18 protein-coding genes and 1 riboswitch are annotated in these 21,592 nt (G+C 65.0%); all 18 genes read left to right on the forward strand.

Going from position 1 to position 21,592, the window contains the following annotated elements; genetic code table 11:
* Nucleotides 1-40 precede the first annotated feature (40 nt).
* Entirely contained in the window at nt 41-1,123 is a 1,083-nt protein-coding gene (locus AB3G45_RS27305) for an ABC transporter ATP-binding protein (RefSeq protein ID WP_367833508.1), read from the forward strand.
* A 10-nt stretch (nt 1,124-1,133) separates the two neighbouring features.
* Complete coding sequence (locus AB3G45_RS27310) at nt 1,134-2,204, forward strand: ABC transporter ATP-binding protein (RefSeq protein WP_367833509.1); 1,071 nt, start codon at nt 1,134-1,136, stop codon at nt 2,202-2,204.
* Nucleotides 2,205-2,206: 2 nt separating this feature from the next.
* The gene (locus AB3G45_RS27315) at nt 2,207-3,073 is read left to right on the forward strand and encodes a carbohydrate ABC transporter permease (RefSeq protein WP_367833510.1); all 867 of its coding nucleotides are present in this window, start codon (nt 2,207-2,209) and stop codon (nt 3,071-3,073) included.
* Nucleotides 3,074-3,084: 11 nt separating this feature from the next.
* Nucleotides 3,085-3,948, forward strand: a complete 864-nt coding sequence (locus tag AB3G45_RS27320) for a carbohydrate ABC transporter permease (protein WP_367833511.1) — start codon at nt 3,085-3,087, stop codon at nt 3,946-3,948.
* Nucleotides 3,949-3,961: 13 nt separating this feature from the next.
* Nucleotides 3,962-4,381 (forward strand): DUF2160 domain-containing protein, encoded by a 420-nt coding sequence (locus AB3G45_RS27325; RefSeq protein ID WP_367833512.1) that lies wholly within the window; start codon nt 3,962-3,964, stop codon nt 4,379-4,381.
* A gap of 79 nt (nt 4,382-4,460) precedes the next feature.
* Nucleotides 4,461-6,182: an ABC transporter substrate-binding protein gene (locus tag AB3G45_RS27330; RefSeq protein WP_367833513.1), complete on the forward strand. Its 1,722-nt coding sequence runs from the start codon at nt 4,461-4,463 to the stop codon at nt 6,180-6,182.
* Between the two features lie 195 nt (nt 6,183-6,377).
* Nucleotides 6,378-7,652, forward strand: a complete 1,275-nt coding sequence (locus AB3G45_RS27335; protein ID WP_367833514.1) for an aspartate kinase — start codon at nt 6,378-6,380, stop codon at nt 7,650-7,652.
* Between the two features lie 86 nt (nt 7,653-7,738).
* Nucleotides 7,739-10,006, forward strand: coding sequence for a phosphoenolpyruvate--protein phosphotransferase (gene ptsP / locus AB3G45_RS27340; RefSeq protein WP_367833515.1), 2,268 nt, complete (start codon nt 7,739-7,741; stop codon nt 10,004-10,006).
* 23 nt (nt 10,007-10,029) lie between these two features.
* Nucleotides 10,030-11,112: a peptide chain release factor 1 gene (gene prfA, locus AB3G45_RS27345; protein ID WP_367833516.1), complete on the forward strand. Its 1,083-nt coding sequence runs from the start codon at nt 10,030-10,032 to the stop codon at nt 11,110-11,112.
* Nucleotides 11,109-11,981 (forward strand): peptide chain release factor N(5)-glutamine methyltransferase, encoded by an 873-nt coding sequence (prmC, locus tag AB3G45_RS27350; protein WP_367833517.1) that lies wholly within the window; start codon nt 11,109-11,111, stop codon nt 11,979-11,981. The genes prfA and prmC overlap by 4 nt, the downstream gene beginning before the upstream one ends.
* A gap of 330 nt (nt 11,982-12,311) precedes the next feature.
* Nucleotides 12,312-12,995, forward strand: a complete 684-nt coding sequence (locus AB3G45_RS27355; RefSeq protein ID WP_367833518.1) for a DUF4167 domain-containing protein — start codon at nt 12,312-12,314, stop codon at nt 12,993-12,995.
* A 252-nt stretch (nt 12,996-13,247) separates the two neighbouring features.
* Complete coding sequence (gene clpB, locus AB3G45_RS27360; RefSeq protein ID WP_367833519.1) at nt 13,248-15,854, forward strand: ATP-dependent chaperone ClpB; 2,607 nt, start codon at nt 13,248-13,250, stop codon at nt 15,852-15,854.
* Nucleotides 15,855-15,989: 135 nt separating this feature from the next.
* Nucleotides 15,990-16,649, forward strand: coding sequence for a thiamine diphosphokinase (locus AB3G45_RS27365; protein WP_367833689.1), 660 nt, complete (start codon nt 15,990-15,992; stop codon nt 16,647-16,649).
* Between the two features lie 3 nt (nt 16,650-16,652).
* Nucleotides 16,653-18,473 carry an ABC-F family ATP-binding cassette domain-containing protein gene (locus tag AB3G45_RS27370; protein ID WP_367833520.1) on the forward strand — a complete coding sequence of 607 codons (1,821 nt, stop codon included), beginning with the start codon at nt 16,653-16,655 and terminating at the stop codon, nt 18,471-18,473.
* Nucleotides 18,474-18,579: 106 nt separating this feature from the next.
* Nucleotides 18,580-18,828 carry a hypothetical protein gene (locus AB3G45_RS27375; RefSeq protein WP_367833521.1) on the forward strand — a complete coding sequence of 83 codons (249 nt, stop codon included), beginning with the start codon at nt 18,580-18,582 and terminating at the stop codon, nt 18,826-18,828.
* A gap of 101 nt (nt 18,829-18,929) precedes the next feature.
* Nucleotides 18,930-19,007, forward strand: a riboswitch (SAM riboswitch).
* 59 nt (nt 19,008-19,066) lie between these two features.
* Nucleotides 19,067-19,990, forward strand: a complete 924-nt coding sequence (gene metA / locus AB3G45_RS27380) for a homoserine O-succinyltransferase (protein ID WP_367833522.1) — start codon at nt 19,067-19,069, stop codon at nt 19,988-19,990.
* A 3-nt stretch (nt 19,991-19,993) separates the two neighbouring features.
* Nucleotides 19,994-20,446, forward strand: a complete 453-nt coding sequence (locus AB3G45_RS27385) for an N-acetyltransferase family protein (protein WP_367833523.1) — start codon at nt 19,994-19,996, stop codon at nt 20,444-20,446.
* Between the two features lie 98 nt (nt 20,447-20,544).
* A complete protein-coding gene (locus AB3G45_RS27390; protein WP_367833524.1) occupies nt 20,545-21,561 on the forward strand; it encodes an aldose epimerase family protein in 1,017 nt (338 codons plus the stop codon).
* The last annotated feature ends 31 nt before the right edge of the window (nt 21,562-21,592 follow it).

Here is a 21,592-nt window from a genome sequence, read left to right on the forward strand (position 1 = left end):
CGACCCTTTCCGGTGGCTGGGAGGAACAACGGAGACAGGAATGCTGGAACTCAGGAACATCGCGAAGGTGGCGGGGGCGGAAACGCACATCCATCCGACCAGCCTCGCGTTCGAGCGCGGCTCGCTCAACGTGCTGCTCGGCCCGACGCTCTCGGGCAAGACCTCGCTGATGCGGCTGATGGCCGGCCTCGACAAGCCGACATCCGGTTCCGTCTGGTTCGACGGCAAGGACGTGACGGGCGTGCGCGTGCAGGATCGCGGCGTCGCCATGGTCTACCAGCAGTTCATCAACTATCCGGCGCTGACCGTCTACGAGAACATCGCCTCGCCCATGCGCATCAAGGGCGCCGACAGCCCGAGCGTCGACCGCGAAGTGCGCAAGGCGGCCGACCTTCTCAAGCTGACGCCCTATCTCGACCGCACGCCGCTGAACCTGTCGGGCGGCCAGCAGCAGCGCACGGCGCTCGCCCGCGCCATCGTCAAGAATGCCAGCCTCGTTCTGCTCGACGAGCCGCTCGCCAACCTCGACTACAAACTGCGCGAGGAACTGCGCCTCGAACTGCCGAAGATCTTCGCCGCGTCCGGCGCGATCTTCGTCTATGCGACCACGGAACCCTCCGAGGCGCTGCTGCTCGGCGGCAATACGGCGACCCTCTCCGAAGGCCGCGTCACCCAGTTCGGCCGCACCATCGACGTCTATCGCCGCCCGCGCGACCTGCTGACGGCGCGCACTTTCGCCGATCCGCCGCTCAACACGATGCAGGTGCTGAAGAACGGCGCGCAGTTCGAAATCGGCGACAGGCCGGTGCTGCCGGTTCCGGCGCATCTTGCCGCGCTTGAGGATGGTCCCTGCACCATCGCCTTCCATCCGCATCACCTGTCGCTCGCCAGCCAGAATCCGGCTTCGGCGAGCGTTCAGGCCCGGACGGTGATCTCGGAAATCGCCGGGTCCGAAAGTTTCATCTACATCGAATTCGAGGGCAGCCACTGGGTCATGCTCTCTCCGGGCATCCACGACATCGAGCCGGACGCGGTCATCACCGTCCATGTCGACACGCGCCACCTGATGGCCTTCGGCACGCACGGCAGGGCGATCGCGCAACCCGCGGCCGCGGCGGCCTGAGGAGAAGACCATGGCACGCATCACCCTCGACCATATCCGTCACGCCTACGGCGAAAAGCCGAAATCCGAAGCGGACTACGCGCTGAAGGAAGTCCATCACGAGTGGAACGACGGCGGCGCCTATGCGCTGCTCGGCCCCTCGGGCTGCGGCAAGACCACGCTGCTCAACATCATCTCGGGCCTCCTGCAGCCGTCCGAAGGGCGCATCCTGTTCGACGGCAAGGACGTGACCTATCTGTCGACGCAGCAGCGCAACATCGCCCAGGTCTTCCAGTTCCCGGTCATCTACGACACGATGACGGTCTACGACAACCTGGCCTTCCCGCTGCGCAACCGCGGCGTGGCGGAGCCGGAAGTCGACCGCCGCGTGCGCGAGATACTGGAGATGATCGACCTTGCCGGCTGGGCGAAGAAGACCGCACGCGGGCTGACCGCCGACCAGAAGCAGAAGATCTCGCTCGGCCGCGGCCTCGTGCGCAACGACGTCAACGCGATCCTCTTCGACGAGCCCTTGACCGTCATCGACCCGCACATGAAATGGGTGCTGCGCTCGCAGTTGAAGAAGCTGCACCGCCAGTTCGGCTTCACCATGGTCTATGTCACGCACGACCAGACCGAGGCGCTGACCTTCGCCGACAAGGTGGTCGTCATGTATGACGGCCAGATCGTCCAGATCGGCACGCCGGCCGAACTCTTCGAAAAGCCGAGCCACACCTTCGTCGGCTACTTCATCGGCTCGCCCGGCATGAACGTGCTGCCGGCCTCCATCGAGGGCAGCAGCATCAGGGTTGGCGAAACGAGGCTCGACCTCGGCTATGCGCCGCAGGTCGCCGCCGGCGCGAAGACGGAACTCGGCATCCGCCCGGAATTCATCTCGCTGTCGCGCGAGGGCATGCCGGTCACGATCGGCAAGGTCGAGGATATCGGCCGGCAGAAGATCGTGCGCGCCGAATTCGCCGGCGGGCCGATCGCCATCGTCGTGCCCGAGGACGGCGAAATCCCGGCCGACCCGCACATGACCTTCGATCCCGCGGCCATCAACATCTACGCCGATAGTTGGCGTGTCGGCAGGGAGGACTGACGATGAACAAGACCTGGAACAACAAGGCCTGGTTCATGGTCCTGCCCGTGCTGCTGCTCGTCGCCTTCTCCGCGGTGATCCCGCTGATGACGGTGGTGAACTATTCGGTGCAGGACACGTTCGGCAACAACCAGTTCTTCTGGAACGGCGTCGGCTGGTTCTCGGACGTCCTGGAATCCGACCGTTTCTGGCAGGCGCTCGGCCGCAACCTTCTCTTCTCCGGCATCATCCTTTCCATCGAGATCCCGCTCGGCATCCTGATCGCGCTCAACATGCCCAAGAAGGGTCTCGGCGTGCCTGTCTGCCTCGTCCTGATGGCGCTGCCGCTGCTCATTCCGTGGAACGTCGTCGGCACGATCTGGCAGGTCTTCGGCCGCGTCGACATCGGCCTGCTCGGCCGTACGCTCGATGCGCTCGGCATCAACTACAACTACGTCAACAATGTCTTCGATGCCTGGATGACGCTGATCGTCATGGACGTCTGGCACTGGACGAGCCTCGTCGTGCTGCTGTGCTATGCCGGTCTCGTCTCGATCCCGGAGGCCTATTACCAGGCCGCCAAGATCGACGGCGCGTCGCGCTGGGCCGTGTTCCGCTACATCCAGTTGCCGAAGATGAAGCGCGTGCTGCTCATCGCCTTCCTGCTGCGCTTCATGGACAGTTTCATGATCTATACCGAGCCCTTCGTCGTCACTGGCGGCGGCCCCGGCAACTCGACGACATTCCTGTCCATCGACCTCGTCAAGATGGCGATCGGCCAGTTCGACCTCGGCCCGGCCGCGGCCATGTCGATCATCTACTTCCTGATCATCCTCCTGCTGTCGTGGATCTTCTACACGGTCATGACCAGCAGCGACGAACAGGCGTGAGGGAGGAAACCATGACCGCACAGGCAATCACCGCAAGTACCGTCCAGCCGGTCAGCGCCAGCAGCGCCGGCTCCAGGCGCAGCCTTTCCTGGCTCGTGCCGACGCTCTACATCGTCTTCCTGATGCTGCCGATCTACTGGCTGGTCAACATGAGCTTCAAGACGAACCAGGAGATCACCGGCGTCTTCTCGCTCTGGCCGCAGTCGCCGACGCTCCGGAACTATGCCGTGATCTTCACCGATCCGGCCTGGTATTCCGGCTATATCAACTCTATCCTCTATGTGGTTCTGAACACGGTCATCTCGGTCTGCGCGGCGCTGCCGGCGGCCTATGCCTTCTCGCGCTACCGCTTCCTCGGCGACAAGCACCTGTTCTTCTGGCTCCTGACCAACCGCATGGCGCCGCCGGCCGTCTTCGCGCTGCCGTTCTTCCAGCTCTATTCGGCCTTCGGCCTGATCGACACGCACATCGCCGTCGCCATCGCGCATTGCCTGTTCAACGTGCCGCTCGCCGTCTGGATCCTCGAGGGCTTCATGTCCGGCGTGCCGAAGGAGATCGACGAGACCGCCTATATCGACGGCTATTCGTTCCCGAAGTTCTTCGCCAAGATCTTCGTTCCGCTGATCGCCTCGGGCATCGGCGTCGCCGCCTTCTTCTGCTTCATGTTCTCCTGGGTCGAACTGCTGATCGCCCGTACGCTGACGACGACGGACGCCAAGCCGATCGCCGCCACGATGACGCGCACGGTCTCGGCCTCGGGCATGGACTGGGGCGTACTTGCCGCAGCCGGCGTGCTCACCATCATTCCCGGCGCGCTCGTCATCTATTTCGTCCGCAACTACATCGCCAAGGGTTTTGCCCTTGGCCGGGTTTGAAGGGGAGGGTCCGATGGCCGCTGTCGCAAGCCGCACCAACCGCTGGCCGGTGGCGCTCGCCGCCGTGCTCGTCGCCTATGCCGTCATCGTCGGCCTCCTCGTCGTGGCCGTTCCCGTCAAGGAGGGTGCGCGCGACTGGTTCGCCTCGCTCATCCCGGGCGGCTGGATGGCCTGGTCGTTCCCGACGGCCATGTTCTTCCTGACGATCTTCACGCTGATCGCGCTGATGGCGGTCTGGGAATATGCCCGTCCGGGCGGGTCCCCGCGCGTCGGCATCCTGCGCTTCGAGACGACCCGCGGCGACCGGCTCTTCGTGTCGCTGCTCGGCTCGGCGTTCATTCATCTCGCATGGCTGGGCCTTATTGGACCCAACCTGTGGTGGGCTCTTGCCTTGTCCGTGGTCTACGCCATCGGCGTTTTCCGCTTCGTGTAAGGCAAAGGAATGGGGGCCCCGGGGAGAATTTTGGGGGCCCTCACGCATGCAATCGCAAAAACCCCAAGGGAGGATCGATATGCGAAAGCAACTTCTGACGACGACGGCAGTCCTGCTGCTGGCGTTCACCGGCTCCGCATTCGCGGACATGGATGCCGCCAAGAAATTCCTCGATGCGGAGATCGCCGACCTGTCGACGCTCGACCGCGCCGGCCAGGAAGCCGAAATGCAGTGGTTCATCGATGCCGCGAAGCCCTTCGCCGGCATGGAGATCAAGGTCGTTTCCGAAACGATCACCACGCATGAATACGAATCCAAGGTGCTGGCTCCGGCCTTCACCGCGATCACCGGCATCAAGATCACCCATGACCTGATCGGCGAAGGCGACGTCATCGAGAAGCTCCAGACGCAGATGCAGTCGGGCGAGAACATCTACGACGCCTATGTCAACGATTCGGATCTCATCGGCACCCATTGGCGCTACCAGCAGGCCCGTTCGCTGACCGACTTCATGGCGAATGAAGGCAAGGACGTCACCAACCCGACGCTCGACCTCGACGACTTCATCGGCAAGTCCTTCACGACGGCGCCGGACGGCAAGCTCTACCAGCTGCCCGACCAGCAGTTCGCGAACCTCTACTGGTTCCGCTACGACTGGTTCAATGACGAGAAGAACAAGGCGGACTTCAAGGCGAAGTACGGCTATGACCTCGGCGTCCCGGTCAACTGGTCGGCTTACGAGGACATCGCCGAGTTCTTCACCGGCCGCGAGATCGACGGCAAGAAGGTCTATGGCCACATGGACTACGGCAAGAAGGACCCGTCGCTCGGCTGGCGCTTCACCGATGCTTGGCTGTCGATGGCCGGCAACGGCGACAAGGGCATCCCGAACGGCTTGCCGGTGGACGAATGGGGCATCAAGGTCGACGAGAACTCCCGTCCGGTCGGCTCGTGCGTCGCTCGTGGCGGCGACACCAATGGCCCGGCTTCCGTCTACGCCATCCAGAAGTACCTCGACTGGCTGAAGGCCTATGCACCGGCCGCTGCCGGCGGCATGACCTTCTCCGAATCCGGCCCGGTCCCCTCGCAGGGCGAGGTCGCCCAGCAGATGTTCACCTATACGGCGTTCACCGCCGACTTCGTGAAGGAAGGCCTGCCGGTCGTCAACGAGGACGGTACGCCGAAATGGCGCTTCGCCCCGTCGCCGCACGGCGTCTACTGGAAGGACGGCATGAAGCTCGGCTACCAGGACGTGGGTTCCTGGACGCTTCTGAAGTCGACGCCGGACGACCGCGCCAAGGCCGCCTGGCTCTATGCGCAGTTCGTCGTCTCCAAGACGGTCGACGTCAAGAAGAGCCATGTCGGCCTGACGCTGATCCGCGAATCCTCGATCGCCCACCCGTCCTTCACGGAACGGGCGCCGAAGCTCGGCGGCCTCATCGAGTTCTACCGTTCGCCGGCCCGCGTGCAGTGGTCGCCGACCGGCACGAACATCCCGGACTATCCGAAGCTGGCCCAGCTGTGGTGGCAGGCGATCGGCGATGCGTCCTCTGGTGCCAAGACCGCGCAGGAAGCCATGGATTCGCTGTGCGCCGAGCAGGAGAAGGTGCTGGAGCGTCTCGAGCGCGCCGGCGTCATGGGCGACATGGGTCCCAAGCTCGCCGAAGAGCACGATCTCGAATACTGGAACAAGGATGCCGTCGAGAAGGGCAACCTCGCGCCGCAGCTCAAGATCGAGAACGAGAAGGAAAAGCCGCTCACAGTTAACTATGACGAACTCGTCAAGAGCTGGCAGAAGTAAGGCGGCCCTCTCGATCCTTTGACCGCGGGCGCGAGTTCGCCCGCGGTCGTCATTCTCTCGCCCGCGTGCCGCAAGGCGCGCGGGTCTTTTCGTTTCGAGGGATTCCTGCATTGCGCAGCGCTGGGTCTTCCGCTAAGAGACCCCGCGGTTTCTCCCGCGCTCGCGCGCGAACTTCGAAAATAGCGGTACACAGCCATGGCACGCATCGTGATGAAATTCGGCGGAACGTCCGTCGCTGACCTCGACCGTATCCACAATGTGGCCCGCCATGTGAAACGCGAGGTCGAGGCCGGCCACGAGGTGGCCGTCGTCGTGTCCGCCATGTCTGGCAAGACGAACGAGCTGGTCGCCTGGGTGCAGGGCATGCCGAAGGTGACGGGCGCCAACTCGCCCTTCTACGATGCGCGCGAATATGACGCGATCGTCGCCTCCGGCGAACTGGTGACCGCCGGCCTTCTGGCCGTCGCGCTCCAGTCGATGGGCATCAATGCCCGTTCCTGGCAGGGCTGGCAGATCCCGATCCGCACCGACAACGCCCACGGCGCCGCGCGCATCCTCGACATCGAGGGCGGCGAAATCGTCCGCCGCATGGGCGAGGGCCAGGTGGCCGTCGTCGCCGGCTTCCAGGGCCTCGGCCCGGACAATCGCGTGGCGACGCTCGGCCGCGGCGGTTCCGACACGTCGGCCGTCGCCATCGCCGCCGCCGTCAAGGCCGACCGCTGCGATATCTATACCGACGTCGACGGCGTCTACACGACCGACCCGCGCATCGAGCCGAAGGCCAGGCGCCTGAAGAAGATCGCCTTCGAGGAAATGCTCGAAATGGCCTCGCTCGGCGCCAAGGTGCTGCAGGTGCGCTCGGTCGAGCTTGCCATGGTGCACAAGGTGCGCACCTTCGTCCGCTCGTCTTTCGTGGATCCCGATGCGCCGGGCATGGGCGATCTTCTGAACCCGCCCGGTACGCTGATTTGTGATGAGGATGAGATCGTGGAACAGGAAGTCGTAACCGGCATCGCCTATGCCAAGGATGAAGCGCAGATCTCGCTCCGCCGCGTCGCCGACCGGCCGGGCGTTTCGGCCGCGATCTTCGGCCCGCTCGCCGAAGCCCACATCAATGTCGACATGATCGTCCAGAACATCTCCGAGGACGGCTCCAAGACCGACATGACCTTCACGGTCCCCTCGGGCGACATGGAGAAGGCGCTCAAGGTGCTCGAAGGCGCCAAGGAGCAGGTCGGCTTCGACGTGATCCAGCACGAGACGGGCCTCGTCAAGGTCTCCGTCATCGGCATCGGCATGCGCAGCCATGCGGGCGTCGCCGCCTCCGCCTTCCAGGCGCTGGCCGAGAAGGGCATCAACATCAAGGCGATCACCACGTCCGAGATCAAGATTTCCATCCTGATCGACGGCGCCTATGCCGAACTCGCCGTTCGGACTTTGCATTCCGTCTACGGTCTCGATAAGAAGTAGGGACCGGCCGACTCGGCGCCGATCCCAGGGATCGCTGGCGTGGCCCGCGCCGGCAGGGTAATGTCATTTTCGGGAGACGCCACGCGATGAGAGACCTCTCCGCGGGTCCGCGCGTTCTTCTCAAGCGGCTGCGCGAGTTGATGGCGGAGCCACTCGAGCCGCAGGAGCGCCTAGACCAGATCGTGCGCCAGATCGCGCAGAACATGGTCGCGGAAGTGTGTTCCGTCTACGTGCTTCGTTCCGACGGCGTCCTCGAACTCTATGCGACCGAAGGTCTCAATCCCGGTGCCGTCCACCTTGCCCAGCTCAAGATGGGCCAGGGCCTCGTCGGCACGATTGCCGCCTCGGCGCGGCCGCTGAACCTGTCCGACGCCCAGTCGCATCCCGCCTTCACCTACCTGCCGGAAACGGGCGAGGAGATCTACCACTCCTTCCTCGGCGTTCCTATCTTGCGCACCGGCAGGGCGCTCGGCGTGCTTGTCGTGCAGAACAAGGCGAGCCGCACCTACCGCGAAGACGAGTTGGAGGCGCTCGAGACGACGGCGATGGTGATTGCGGAAATGGTGGCGACCGGCGAGCTGAAGAAGCTCACCAAGCCCGGCCTCGAGCTGGACCTGTCCCGCCCCGTCGCGATCGAGGGATCGAGCTTCGGCGAGGGGATCGGCCTCGGCTATGTCGTGCTGCACGAGCCGCGCATCGTCGTCACCAACCTTCTGAACGAGGATTCCGAGCACGAGCTCGGCCGGCTTGCCGAAGCGCTCGGGTCGCTGCGCATCTCCATCGACGACATGCTGTCGCGCCGCGAGGTGTCGATGGAGGGGGAGCACCGCGAGGTGCTGGAAACCTATCGCATGTTCGCGCATGACCGCGGCTGGGTGCGCAAGCTCGAAGAGGCGATCCGCAACGGCCTGACCGCGGAAGCGGCGGTCGAGCGGGTGCAGAGCGAGACCAAGGCGCGCATGATCCGCCTGACGGATCCGTATCTTCGCGAGCGCATGCACGATTTCGACGATCTCGCCAATCGCCTGCTGCGCCAGCTCACCGGCTACGGCGCGAAGCTCTCGGCCAGCAGCTTCCCCAACGATGCGATCGTCGTGGCGCGCGCCATGGGCGCGGCGGAGCTGCTCGATTATCCGCGCCAGAACGTGCGCGGCCTCGTTCTTGAGGAGGGTGCCGTCACCAGCCATGTGGTGATCGTCGCGCGCGCCATGAGCATTCCCGTGGTCGGCCAGGCGGTGGGCGCCGTGGCGCTGGCGGAGAATGGCGATCCGATCATCATCGACGGCGACGACGGCCGGGTGCATCTGCGGCCGCTGCCGGATCTCCAGCGCTCCTATGAGGAAAAGGTGCGCTTCCGTGCCCGCCGGCAGGAGCAGTACCGGGCGCTGCGCGCCGTCGAGCCGATGACGAAGGACGGCTGCGCGATCAATCTCCAGATGAATGCGGGCCTGCTCGTCGACCTGCCGCATCTCAACGAATCCGGCGCATCCGGCATCGGCCTCTTCCGCACCGAGCTCCAGTTCATGATCGCCTCGACCATGCCGAAGGCGGAGGAGCAGGAGGCGTTCTACCGCAATGTGCTGAAACAGGCCGGCGGCCGCCCCGTGACCTTCCGTACGCTCGATATCGGCGGCGACAAGGTCGTGCCCTATTTCCGCGCGGCGCAAGAGGAGAACCCGGCGCTCGGCTGGCGGGCCATCCGCCTGTCGCTCGACCGGCCGGGCCTGTTGCGCACCCAGCTTCGCGCCATGCTGCGCGCCGCGGCCGGTGCCGATCTCCGGCTGATGCTGCCGATGGTGACCGAGGTTTCCGAGCTGAAGGAGGTCCGCGATCTTCTCCAGAAGGAGATTCAGCGGCAATCGAAGATCGGCGAGCAATTGCCGAAGAAGCTGCAGTTCGGCGCCATGCTGGAAGTGCCGGCGCTGCTCTGGCAGCTCGACGAGCTGATGGCGGAGGTCGATTTCGTCTCCGTCGGCTCGAACGACCTCTTCCAGTTCGCCATGGCGGTCGACCGCGGCAATGCCCGCGTCTCCGATCGCTTCGACACGCTCGGCCGACCGTTCCTGCGCATCCTGCGCGATATCGTCAGGGCCGGCATCCGCAACGACACGTCGGTGACGCTGTGCGGCGAGATGGCGAGCAAGCCGATCTCCGCCATGGCGCTCATCGGCATCGGATTCCGCTCGGTTTCGATGTCGCCGGCGGCGATCGGCCCGGTCAAGTCCATGCTGCTGTCGCTCGATGCGGCAAAGCTGGAGGCGGTGCTGACGCCGGCGCTCGACGATACCAGACCGACGGCCTCGATCCGCCAGATTCTCACCGATTTCGCGGCCGAGAACGGCGTTCCGCTTTGATTGTTTTAACGGGAGTTTGAACGGTGGCGAAGCTTCCCGTTGAAAAGATGCGCGAACTCGAACGCCGTTTCGGCGAGATCGAGGCGCGCATGTCGGCGGGGCCGGATTCAGAGACCTATGTGCGCCTCGCCTCCGAATATTCCGAGCTTCAGCCGGTCGTCGCGAAGATCCGCGAATACCAGAAGGTCAGCGGCGAGATCGCCGACCTCGACGCACTGCTTTCCGACAAGGCGACCGACCGCGAGATGCGCGACCTTGCGGACATGGAGCTGCCGGAACTGAGGGAGCGGCTGGAGGGCCTTGAAAAGGAGATGCAGATCCTGCTTCTTCCCAAGGACGCGGCCGACGAGAAGAGCGCGATCCTCGAAATCCGCGCCGGTACGGGCGGCTCGGAAGCCGCGCTTTTCGCCGGCGACCTCTTCCGCATGTACGAGCGTTATGCAGCGGCCCATGGCTGGAAGGTGGAGGTGCTCTCCTCCAGCGAGGGCGAGGCGGGCGGCTTCAAGGAAATCATTGCGACGATCACCGGGCGCGGCGTTTTTGCCAAGCTGAAGTTCGAATCGGGCGTGCACCGCGTCCAGCGCGTTCCGGAGACGGAGGCCAGCGGGCGCATCCACACCTCGGCGGCGACCGTCGCCGTGCTGCCGGAAGCCGAAGAGATCGACATCGAGATCCGGCCGGAGGATATCCGCGTCGATACGATGCGCTCCTCGGGCGCCGGCGGCCAGCACGTCAACACGACCGACTCGGCCGTGCGCATCACCCACCTGCCGACCGGCCTCGTCGTGACGAGTTCGGAGAAGTCGCAGCACCAGAACCGCGCCAAGGCCATGCAGGTGCTGCGCTCGCGGCTCTACGACATCGAGCGGCAGCGGGCGGAAAGCGAGCGCTCCGCCGACCGCAAGAGCCAGGTCGGCTCCGGCGACCGGTCCGAGCGCATCCGCACCTACAATTTCCCTCAAGGTCGCGTCACGGACCACCGCATCAACCTGACGCTCTACAAGCTCGACCGCATGATGGTCGGCGAGATCGACGAGGTGGTCGATGCGCTGGTGGCCGACTACCAGGCGGGCCTCCTCGCGCAACTCGGCGAACAGGGCCGATGAACGGCGCGACGCTCGCCGAGGTGCTGGCCGCCGCGCGGCGCCGGCTTGCCGAGGCGGGCATCACCGACCCAGCCGGCGATGCGCGAACCCTGCTCATGGGCCTGTTGGACCTGACGCCGACATCCTTCATAACCGAGGGCGATCGCGCCCTGGGGGAGGCCGAGCGGCAGGCGATCCACGGTGCGATCGCTCGCCGTATCGCACACGAGCCTGTCCATCGCATCCTCGGCCGCCGGGCCTTTTCCCGGCTCGACCTGACGCTGTCGCCGCAGACGCTGGAGCCGCGGCCGGACACCGAGGTGCTTGTCGATGCGCTCGTGCCCCATGCGGAGCGGATCGTGCGCGCGACGGGTGGCTGCCGCATCCTCGATCTTGGAACCGGAACGGGTGCGATCTGTCTCGCCCTGCTGGATCTCGTGCCCGGCGCGCATGGGGTCGGCGCGGATCTTGCGGCCGGGGCCCTTGAAACCGCGCGCCGCAATGCCGATATCAACGGTATCGCCGACCGCTTCGAGACGATCGAGAGCGACTGGTTTGCAGCCGTGACCGGGGTGTTCGACATCATCGTGTCAAATCCCCCCTATATCGTCCGCTCCGTGGTCGGAACGCTGGACGACGAGGTCCGGCTCCACGATCCGATACTGGCGCTGGATGGCGGGGAAGATGGGCTAGACGCCTATCGCGCCATCGCCGCCGGGGCGGGCGATCATATCAGGGACAACGGCCTGGTGGCTTACGAAATCGGTTACGACCAGAAGGACCAGGTCACCGCGATCATGCGCGAGAAGGGTTTCTCGCCGATTGCAGCGATCAAGGATTTCGGCGGCAACGACCGTGCTCTTCTCTTTACGAAAGCCGCTGTCCTGTGATTTTGCTGCGTGAGCACAGCAAATTCTGCGACTGCAAAGAAAAGGCTTGGAATCGGGAAGGAAGCGGGCTAGGTTGCGGGCACGCACTGGGCAAGCGGTCATGACACAGAGGATTCGTTCCTGCATGACCCGATCGCGAGGATTGCTCTCTCGAAGAGTTGCTAGGGTTGAAGACTGCCTAGTGCGGGTACCTGTTAATTTGACGTCTTACGGCGACAGGACCACCGACCGGCGTGGTTTGCCCGCGGGTAAGGATGCTTGATCTGGCGTGGCCCGATCAGGCGTCAAGACACATGATCATCAAGACACGATACGTTAGGTGAGTGACATATGAGGCCAGGACAGCAAAACAAGCGCGGCCGCGGGCGTAACAACAACAATAGTAACAACAATAACAATAACAACAATAACCACCGCAAGGGTGGAAATCCCCTGACGAGGACCTACGACAGTTCGGGTCCGGACGTGAAGATCAGGGGCACGGCCCAGCATGTCGCCGAGAAATATTCAGCGCTTGCCCGTGACGCCCATAGCGCCGGCGACCGCGTCATGGCGGAAAACTATCTGCAGCACGCAGAGCATTACAACCGCATCATTGCCGCAGCGCAGGCGCAGATGCAGGACCGCTTCCCGCGGGACGAGCGTTCGGACAATGCCGAGCGGAGCGATTTCAACGACCGTGACGGTTTCGACCAGGATTCCGACGAGATCGATTCGACGGCCGTCGACGAGCCTGCACCGGTCGCGGTCGCCGCGCCGGCTCCGGTTGCGCCCGCTCCCGTTGCCGCCGAGCAGCCCGTCATCGACGGCACCGGCCCGCAGCCGGTGATCGAAGGCACGCCGGCCGAAGTTTCGATCGAGGACGAAGCGGCAGCTCCCGCCACCGGCCGTGCCCCGGCGCGCCGCCGCAGCACGCCCCGCCCGCGCCGTCCGCGCCGCGGCGAGGCCGAGGCAGCCGGCGAGGGCGCACAGCCCGCGGACGACGCCGCTCCGGCCCTCGAAGCCTCGGAATAACGGCATCCACCGGACTTGCAGAACCCGGCCTTGCGCCGGGTTCTTGCGTTTTGCGAAGGCGCCCGCGAAAAATCTCGACCGGCGGCCGGACGCTCCCTTTAATTCGCGAAAACCTCCACCATATTCGCTTCAGGCGGTGGCCGGTCGCAAGGCCGGCGGGCCGCAGGCATGAAAGGCTCGCCTTGACGGGGGCCTTATCCTGAAACGTCGACCGGTGCCTCGAAAGGGCCGGCCGAGTCCTGGAGGTGAATGATGAACATTGAGAAATACTCCGAGCGCGTGCGCGGTTTCCTGCAATCCGCCCAGACGAAGGCGCTGGCCGATGGCAATCCGCAGTTCACGCCCGAACACGTCCTGAAAGTGCTGCTCGACGACGAGCAGGGCATGGCCGCATCGCTGATCGAGCGCGCCGGCGGCAATGCGCGCGACGCGCGGCTCGCCAACGACGCCGCACTTGCCAAGCAGCCGAAAGTGTCCGGCGGCAACGGGCAGGTCTACCTTTCCCAGCCGCTTGCGAAGGTCTTCTCCACGGCCGAAGAGGCCGCCAAGAAGGCAGGCGACAGCTTCGTCACGGTCGAGCGCCTGCTCCTGGCGCTGGCGATCGAAAAGTCCGCCGCGACGTCTGATATCCTGGCGAAGGCCGGGGTGACGCCGGCGAAGATCAACCAGGTCATCAACGATATCCGCAAGGGCCGCACCGCCGACACGGCGAGCGCCGAGCAGGGTTTCGATTCCTTGAAGAAATTCGCCCGTGACCTGACTGCCGATGCGCGCGAAGGCCGGCTCGACCCGGTGATCGGCCGCGACGACGAGATCCGCCGCACGATCCAGGTCCTGTCGCGCCGCACGAAGAACAACCCCGTCCTCATCGGCGAGCCCGGCGTCGGCAAGACGGCGATCGCCGAAGGCCTTGCGCTGCGCATCGTCAACGGCGACGTGCCGGAGAGTCTCAAGGACAAGAAGCTGATGGCGCTCGACATGGGCGCGCTGATCGCGGGGGCGAAATACCGCGGTGAATTCGAGGAGCGCCTGAAGGCCGTGCTGGCCGAAGTGCAGGCGGAAGACGGCGAGATCATCCTGTTCATCGACGAGATGCACACGCTGGTCGGGGCCGGCAAGGCGGACGGGGCGATGGACGCCTCGAACCTGCTGAAGCCAGCGCTCGCCCGTGGCGAACTGCACTGCGTCGGCGCGACCACGCTCGACGAATACCGCAAGCATGTCGAGAAGGACGCGGCGCTCGCACGCCGGTTCCAGCCCGTCATGGTGGACGAGCCGACCGTCGAGGATACGATCTCGATCCTGCGGGGCCTCAAGGAGAAATACGAGCAGCACCACAAGGTCCGGATCTCCGATTCGGCCCTTGTCGCCGCCGCGACGTTCTCCAACCGCTACATCACGGATCGTTTCCTGCCGGACAAGGCGATCGACCTAATGGACGAAGCCGCTTCGCGGCTGCGCATGCAGGTCGATTCCAAGCCCGAGGAACTGGACGAACTCGACCGCCGCATCATCCAGCTCAAGATCGAGCGTGAGGCCCTGAAGAAGGAAACCGACCGCTCGTCGCAGGATCGGCTCGAAAAGCTGGAGATCGATCTTGCCGCGCTGGAAGAGGAAGCCTCGGCGCTCACCGCGCGCTGGCAGGCGGAAAAGTCGAAGCTCGGCCGCGCCGCCGACCTCAAGCGTCAGCTCGACGAGCTGCGCAACGAGCTTGCCATTGCCCAGCGCAAGGGTGAGTTCCAGCGCGCCGGGGAGCTTGCCTATGGCATCATCCCCAAGCTCGAAAAGGAGCTGGAAGAGGCCGAAGGCCGCGATGCCGGCGATGTCGATCCGATGGTGCAGGAGGTCGTGACCCCCGACAACATTGCGCATATCGTCTCCCGCTGGACGGGCATCCCCGTGGACAAGATGCTGGAAGGCGAGCGCGACAAGCTCTTGCGCATGGAAGATGAACTCGGCAAGTGGGTCGTCGGCCAGGGTGATGCCGTACAGGCGGTGTCTCGCGCCGTCCGCCGTGCGCGTGCCGGTTTGCAGGATCCGAACCGGCCGATCGGCTCGTTCATCTTCCTCGGCCCGACCGGCGTCGGCAAGACGGAGCTGACCAAGGCGCTCGCCCGCTTCCTCTTCGACGACGAGACGGCGATCCAGCGCATGGACATGTCGGAATACATGGAGAAGCACTCCGTGGCCCGGCTGATCGGCGCGCCTCCCGGCTATGTCGGCTATGAAGAAGGCGGTGCGCTCACCGAATCCGTCCGCCGCCGGCCCTATCAGGTCGTGCTGTTCGACGAGATCGAGAAGGCGCATCCGGATGTCTTCAACGTGCTCTTGCAGGTCCTCGACGACGGCCGCCTGACCGATGGCCAGGGCCGCACCGTGGACTTCCGCAACACGATGATCATCATGACCTCGAACCTCGGCGCGGAGTACCTCACGGCGCTCGGCGAGAACGAGGACAGCGATACGGTTCGCGATCAGGTCATGGATGTCGTGAAGATGGCGTTCCGGCCGGAGTTCCTGAACCGGGTGGACGAGATCATCCTGTTCCACCGCCTCAAGCGGTCGGAAATGGGCGCGATCGTCGATATCCAGCTTGCGCGGCTGCGCAAGCTTCTGGTCGATCGCAAGATCGTCCTCGACCTCGACGAGGAGGCCGTGCACTGGCTGGCCGAGAAGGGCTACGACCCCGTCTATGGTGCGCGTCCCCTGAAGCGGGCGATCCAGAAGCACCTTCAGGATCCGCTGGCCGAGAAGATCCTTTCCGGCGAGATCCTCGACGGCTCGACCGTCAAGGTGACTGCCGGTTCCGACCGGCTGCTCTTCTCGCCGAAGGCTGCGGCGGTGAGCAAGGCCGCCTGACAGGGCTGCGATCCTCACCAAGACAAAGCGCGGGTAGAGCCCGCGCTTTTTGCGTTCCTGCCGGTCGTTCCCTGCCTTCGGCCGCAAAATCTTTCCCTTTCGGGAGAACATGCGCTAAGGGCATCAGCCATGACCATGCCGGTATCGACAGACCCGAAATTCGTCGTCCTTCTCGGGGGCGCGCTCACGGTGACGCCGCGCCTTCGCACGGATGTGGCCGGGGCGCGCGTCATCGCGGCGGATGGCGGCATGCGGCATGCGGAAAGCCTCGACGCCCTGCCGGAACTCTGGGTCGGCGATTTCGATTCGACCCCGCCCAATCTCATCGCGGCCTGGCCGCATGTCGAGCGCCAGCCCTATCCCGCCGCCAAGAACGAGACCGACGGGGCGCTTGCCGTTTCGGTCGCGGCCGAGCGCGGGGCACGCGCCATTGTGCTCGCCGGCGCGCTCGGCGGGGAGCGCAGCGACCATGCGCTGATGCATCTCCTCCATGCCGTTTCGCTGGAGGCGCAGGGTTTTGCCGTCAAGCTCACCTCCGGCGAGGAGGAGGCCTGGCCGCTGCTGCCGGGCCGCCGCGAGATCGACCTGCCGAAGGGCAGCCTCTTCTCCATCCTCGGCCTTGCGCCGCTTTCGGGCCTCACCATCGACAATGCGCGCTATCCGCTGAAGGACTTCTCGCTGCCCTTCGGCTCCTCGCGCACCATCTCCAATGTGGCGGAAGGCCCGATCCGCCTTTCGCTCGCCGCCGGCCGCGCCATTCTCGTCGCCCGGCCCTATGACCTTTCAGGAGCCTGACCCTTGGCACCGCCCATTCTCAAACTCGATGACATCACCTTGAGCTTCGGCGGCACGCCGCTGCTTGCCGGCGCCAGCCTCCAGGTGGAGCCGGGCGACCGCATATCGCTCGTCGGCCGCAATGGCTCGGGCAAGTCGACGCTGATGAAGATCGCCGCCGGCCTTGCCGAGGCGCAGTCCGGCGAGGTCTTCCGCCATCCTTCCGCGACGATCCGCTACCTGCATCAGGCGCCGGATTTCGACGGCTACGATACGGTCGCGGCCTATGCGGAGGCGGGCCTCGGGCCGAGTGACGATCCCTACCGCGTCACCTATCTGCTCGAACATCTCGGGCTCACCGGCAGCGAGGATCCCCAGTCGCTTTCGGGCGGCGAGGCGCGCCGGGCGGCGCTCGCCCGGGTGATGGCGCCGGAGCCGGATATTCTCCTCCTCGACGAGCCGACCAACCATCTCGACCTTCCGACCATCGAATGGCTCGAAGGCGAGTTGCAATCGACCCGCTCCGCCCTTGTCGTCATCTCGCACGACCGCCGTTTCCTCGAAAAGGTGTCCAACGCCACCGTCTGGCTCGACCGCGGCCAGTCCCGCCGGCTCAACCGCGGCTTCGGCCATTTCGAAGCCTGGCGCGACGAGGTGCTGGAGGCCGAGGAGCTGGAGCAGCACAAGCTCGGCAAGGCGATCGAGCGCGAGGAGCACTGGTTGCGCTACGGCGTCACCGCCCGCCGCAAGCGCAACATGCGCCGTCTCGGTGCGCTGCACGACCTGCGCGCCCGCTATCGCGGCCACAAGGGGCCGCAGGGCAGCGTGCAGGCCAGCGCCTCGGATGCGCAGGAATCGGGCAAGCTGGTCATCGAGGCGGAGAAGATCACCAAGGCCTATGGCGAGCGCAGCATCGTCGCGCCGTTCTCGATCCGCGTCCACCGCGGCGACTGCATCGGTCTCGTCGGCCCGAACGGCGCCGGCAAGACGACGCTGCTCAAGATGCTGACCGGGCAGTTGGAGCCCGACAGCGGCACCGTCAAGCTCGGCACGAACCTGGAGATCGCCACGCTCGACCAGCGCCGCGAGGACCTCAACCTCGACGACACGCTCGCCCACTACCTGACCGACGGACGCGGCGAGACGCTGCTCGTCAACGGCGAGCAGCGGCACGTCACCGGCTACATGAAGGAGTTCCTGTTCCAGCCCGAGCAGGCCCGCACGCCGATCCGCAACCTTTCCGGCGGTGAGCGCGCCCGGCTGATGCTGGCGCGCATCCTGTCGCGGCCGACCAACCTGCTCATCCTCGACGAGCCGACCAACGATCTCGACATCGAGACGCTCGACCTGTTGCAGGAGATCGTCGCAGGCTTTGCCGGCACGGTGCTGCTCGTCAGCCACGACCGCGACTTCCTCGACCGCACCGTCACCTCGACCATCGCGCCGGCCGACCCGGAAAGCCCCGACGGGCGCTGGATCGAATATGCCGGCGGCTATTCCGACATGATGGCGCAGCGCCGCGGTGCGATCGAGGAGAAGCGCAAGGCGGAGAAGGCGGAAAAGGCGAAGGCTGCCGAGGCGCCGCCCGCCGCCGAAAGCAAGGGCAAGTCGAAGCTCTCCTACAAGCAGAAATTCGCCCTCGAGAACCTGCCGAAGGAAATGGAGAAGGTGGAAAAGGAGATCGCCGCCCGCGAGGCGAAGATGGCCGATCCCGCCCTTTTCACCAGGGATCCCGCCACCTTCAACAGGCTGGCGGCGGAGATGGAGAAACTGCGCGCCTCCCTTGCCAGGATGGAAGAGGAATGGCTGGAACTGGAGATGCTGCGCGAGGAACTGGAGGGCTGAGCGCCCTGTTCCATCCGAAACAGCGCCGCGCCCGGCGATGTGGGACAGTCTGGTCACTGGATGAGAGGAGCTCATCCTGTAACCCGAAAGAGATCAGGAGAGTCCCATGCGCAAGTTCATCATTTCGGCCGTCGTCGCCGTCGTCGCCGCCGTTTCCTTCGCCGCCCCGTCGCAGGCCGGCTACTACGGCTACGGTCACAAGAGCTACGGCTGGAAGAGTTACGGCCACGGCCACCACGGCTACAAGAAGCACTACCGCGTCAAGCGTCACTACGGCGGCTACTACGGCCACCGCTGGGGCGGCGACTGGGGCGGCAAGGTCTACTACAAGAAGCGCCACTACAACTACTACTGAGCGGCCCGCCTTCTACCGAAGAAGCAAGGCCCGGATGCCGCCGCATCCGGGCCTTGCCCGTTTCCGGCCATGGATTGATTCGGGGCGCAAGGAGCGCTATCTACATTGCTCGTGGTGATTTGGCCGGCCGGCTTGCAGCCACGTTAAACAAGTCGCTAAAGGGCCGCGCGAGGAAAAACCTTCCGTGGACCGGTTGCGACACTGTTGCGGCCGGTTTTGTTTTTCGATCGAGTGTGACATGCCCATCAAGATTCCCGATACGCTTCCCGCCTTCGAAACCCTCGTTCAGGAGGGGGTGCGGGTGATGACCGAGACGGTGGCGATCCGGCAGGATATCCGCCCCTTGCAGATCGGGCTGCTCAACCTCATGCCGAACAAGATCAAGACGGAAGTGCAGATGGCCCGCCTCGTCGGCGCCTCGCCGTTGCAGGTCGAGCTGTCGCTGGTGCGCGTCGGCGGCCACCGGGCGAAGAACACCTCGGAAGAGCATCTGCTCGCCTTCTACGATACGTGGGAGGAGGTGCGGCACCGCAAGTTCGACGGCTTCATCATCACCGGCGCGCCCGTCGAGACGCTCGACTACGAGGACGTCACCTACTGGGACGAGATGAAGCAGATTCTCGACTGGACCGAAACGAACGTCCATTCGACGCTGAATGTCTGCTGGGGCGCCATGGCGGCGATCTACCATTTCCACGGCGTGCCGAAGCACACGCTGGAGGAAAAGGCCTTCGGCGTCTACCGCCATCACAACCGCAAGCCGTCCTCGGTCTATCTCAACGGCTTCTCCGACAATTTCGAGGTGCCGGTCTCGCGCTGGACGGAAATCCGCATCGAGGATATCCGGGCGGTGCCGGAACTCGACATCCTGCTCGATTCCGACGAGACGGGCGTCTGCCTCGTGCGCGAGCAGGCCGGCAATCGCCTCTATATCTTCAACCATGTGGAATACGATTCCACCTCGCTTGCCGATGAATATTTCCGCGATGTCTCGGCCGGCGTGCCGATCAAGCTGCCGAAGAACTATTTCCCGCACAACGATCCGTCGCTGCCGCCGCAGAACCGCTGGCGTGGCCATGCGCACCTGCTCTTCGGCAACTGGATCAACGAAATCTATCAGACCACGTCCTATGACCTGGAAAAGATCGGAACAGGAGCCTGACCCATGAGCCGTGTCGTCATTCGCCCGTTGCATGAAGATGATGAAGGCGAGTGGCGGCGCCTGTGGAAAGCCTATCTCGCCTTCTACGAGACGGTTCTGCCGGAAGAGACCTACGTCTCCACCTTCGCCCGGCTGACGGGCGGGGCGGCGGAGGGCGAGTATCGCGGCCTCCTTGCCACGCTCGACGGCAAGCCCGTGGGCCTTGCGCATTACCTGTTCCATCGCTCCTGCTGGACGATCGGCAATGTCTGCTATCTGCAGGATCTCTTTGCCGATCCCGACGTGCGCGGTTCCGGCATCGGTCGGGCGCTGATCGAGGGCGTCTATGCCAAGGCAAAGGAGGCGGGCTCGCCCGAGGTCTACTGGATGACGCAGGAGTTCAACGCGACGGCACGCCGGCTCTATGACCGCATCGCCGACAAGACGCCCTTCATCGTCTACCAGAAATCCTTCTGAACAGGACCGTCGAAAAGTATGACTTTTTGGTTGCGGATGGAGCGGAATTGCAGCAGGTTGCCGCGCGGAACCGGGCGAGCAGTGAAGGAGAGGCAAGCGTGCGCAGCGGAAATGAAATCTTCGGGCGGCTGGAGAATGGCGAAACGGTCGAGCGCATCCGCCTTGCCGGCGGCGGACTGACGGCACATGTCCTCACCTGGGGCGCGGTCATCCAGGACCTCAGGCTCGACGGGCACGATGCGCCGCTGGTGCTCGGCTTCGAGGACCTTGCCGGCTATCTCGCGCACTCGCCCTATTTCGGCGCGACACCCGGGCGCTGCGCCAACCGCATCAAGGACGGGCGCTTCACGATCGACGGGGCGGATTTCCAGCTCGAATGCAACGAGCGCGGCGTCACCCACCTGCATGGCGGCAGCGACGGCATCGGCCGGCAGAACTGGCGGATCGCCGCGCAGGGCCCGGATACCGTCACCCTGGCGCTGACCGATCCCGACGGCCGCGCCGGCTATCCCGGCAATTGCGCCATCACCTGTACATACAGTCTTTCCGGCGAGGGCGTGCTCTCCGTCGTCTATGAGGCGACGACGGATGCGCCGACCCCTGTCAACCTTTGCCAGCACAGCTATTTCATCCTCGACGGCGGCGCCGACGCGCTCGGCCATGACATTCGCGTCGCGGCGGAGCACTACCTGCCCGTCGACGAAAGGCTGATCCCGACCGGCGAGGTCCGTGCCGTCGCCGGCACCCCCTTCGACCTCCGGGAGTGGACGCCGCTGCGCCGGCAGACGGAGGAGGGCGGGGTCGCCTTCGACCACAATTTCTGCCTCTCGCCGCAGCGCCAGGCGAAACGACCGGTCGCCGAGGTCCGCAGCCCGCTGTCCGGCATCTCGCTGGAGGTGCGCACGAGCGAGCCGGGCGTGCAGCTCTATACCGGCGCCAAGGTCGCACCGGCCGTTCCGGGCCTGGAGGGCCGCCGTTACGGCGCTTTCGCCGGTTTCTGCCTCGAAACGCAGGTCTGGCCGGACGCCGTCAACCACGGCCATTTCCCGAATGCCGTCCTCAGGCCCGGTGAAACGGTGCGGCAGGAGACGGACTACGTCTTCCGCAAGGGATGAAATCCGGATCGGGGTACGGGAAGGCAACAAA

Source organism: Shinella sp. S4-D37, from assembly GCF_040812195.1.
GTDB lineage: Bacteria > Pseudomonadota > Alphaproteobacteria > Rhizobiales > Rhizobiaceae > Shinella.

Coding starts and splice junctions, on each gene's coding strand:
- AB3G45_RS27315 (WP_367833510.1), top strand. CDS start 2,207: ATGAACAAGACCTGGAACAACAAGGCCTGGTTCATGGTCCTGCCCGTG.
- AB3G45_RS27355 (WP_367833518.1), top strand. CDS start 12,312: ATGAGGCCAGGACAGCAAAACAAGCGCGGCCGCGGGCGTAACAACAAC.
- clpB (WP_367833519.1), top strand. CDS start 13,248: ATGAACATTGAGAAATACTCCGAGCGCGTGCGCGGTTTCCTGCAATCC.
- AB3G45_RS27305 (WP_367833508.1), top strand. CDS start 41: ATGCTGGAACTCAGGAACATCGCGAAGGTGGCGGGGGCGGAAACGCAC.
- metA (WP_367833522.1), top strand. CDS start 19,067: ATGCCCATCAAGATTCCCGATACGCTTCCCGCCTTCGAAACCCTCGTT.
- AB3G45_RS27330 (WP_367833513.1), top strand. CDS start 4,461: ATGCGAAAGCAACTTCTGACGACGACGGCAGTCCTGCTGCTGGCGTTC.
- AB3G45_RS27310 (WP_367833509.1), top strand. CDS start 1,134: ATGGCACGCATCACCCTCGACCATATCCGTCACGCCTACGGCGAAAAG.
- AB3G45_RS27385 (WP_367833523.1), top strand. CDS start 19,994: ATGAGCCGTGTCGTCATTCGCCCGTTGCATGAAGATGATGAAGGCGAG.
- AB3G45_RS27365 (WP_367833689.1), top strand. CDS start 15,990: ATGCCGGTATCGACAGACCCGAAATTCGTCGTCCTTCTCGGGGGCGCG.
- AB3G45_RS27375 (WP_367833521.1), top strand. CDS start 18,580: ATGCGCAAGTTCATCATTTCGGCCGTCGTCGCCGTCGTCGCCGCCGTT.
- AB3G45_RS27320 (WP_367833511.1), top strand. CDS start 3,085: ATGACCGCACAGGCAATCACCGCAAGTACCGTCCAGCCGGTCAGCGCC.
- prmC (WP_367833517.1), top strand. CDS start 11,109: ATGAACGGCGCGACGCTCGCCGAGGTGCTGGCCGCCGCGCGGCGCCGG.
- AB3G45_RS27335 (WP_367833514.1), top strand. CDS start 6,378: ATGGCACGCATCGTGATGAAATTCGGCGGAACGTCCGTCGCTGACCTC.
- ptsP (WP_367833515.1), top strand. CDS start 7,739: ATGAGAGACCTCTCCGCGGGTCCGCGCGTTCTTCTCAAGCGGCTGCGC.
- AB3G45_RS27325 (WP_367833512.1), top strand. CDS start 3,962: ATGGCCGCTGTCGCAAGCCGCACCAACCGCTGGCCGGTGGCGCTCGCC.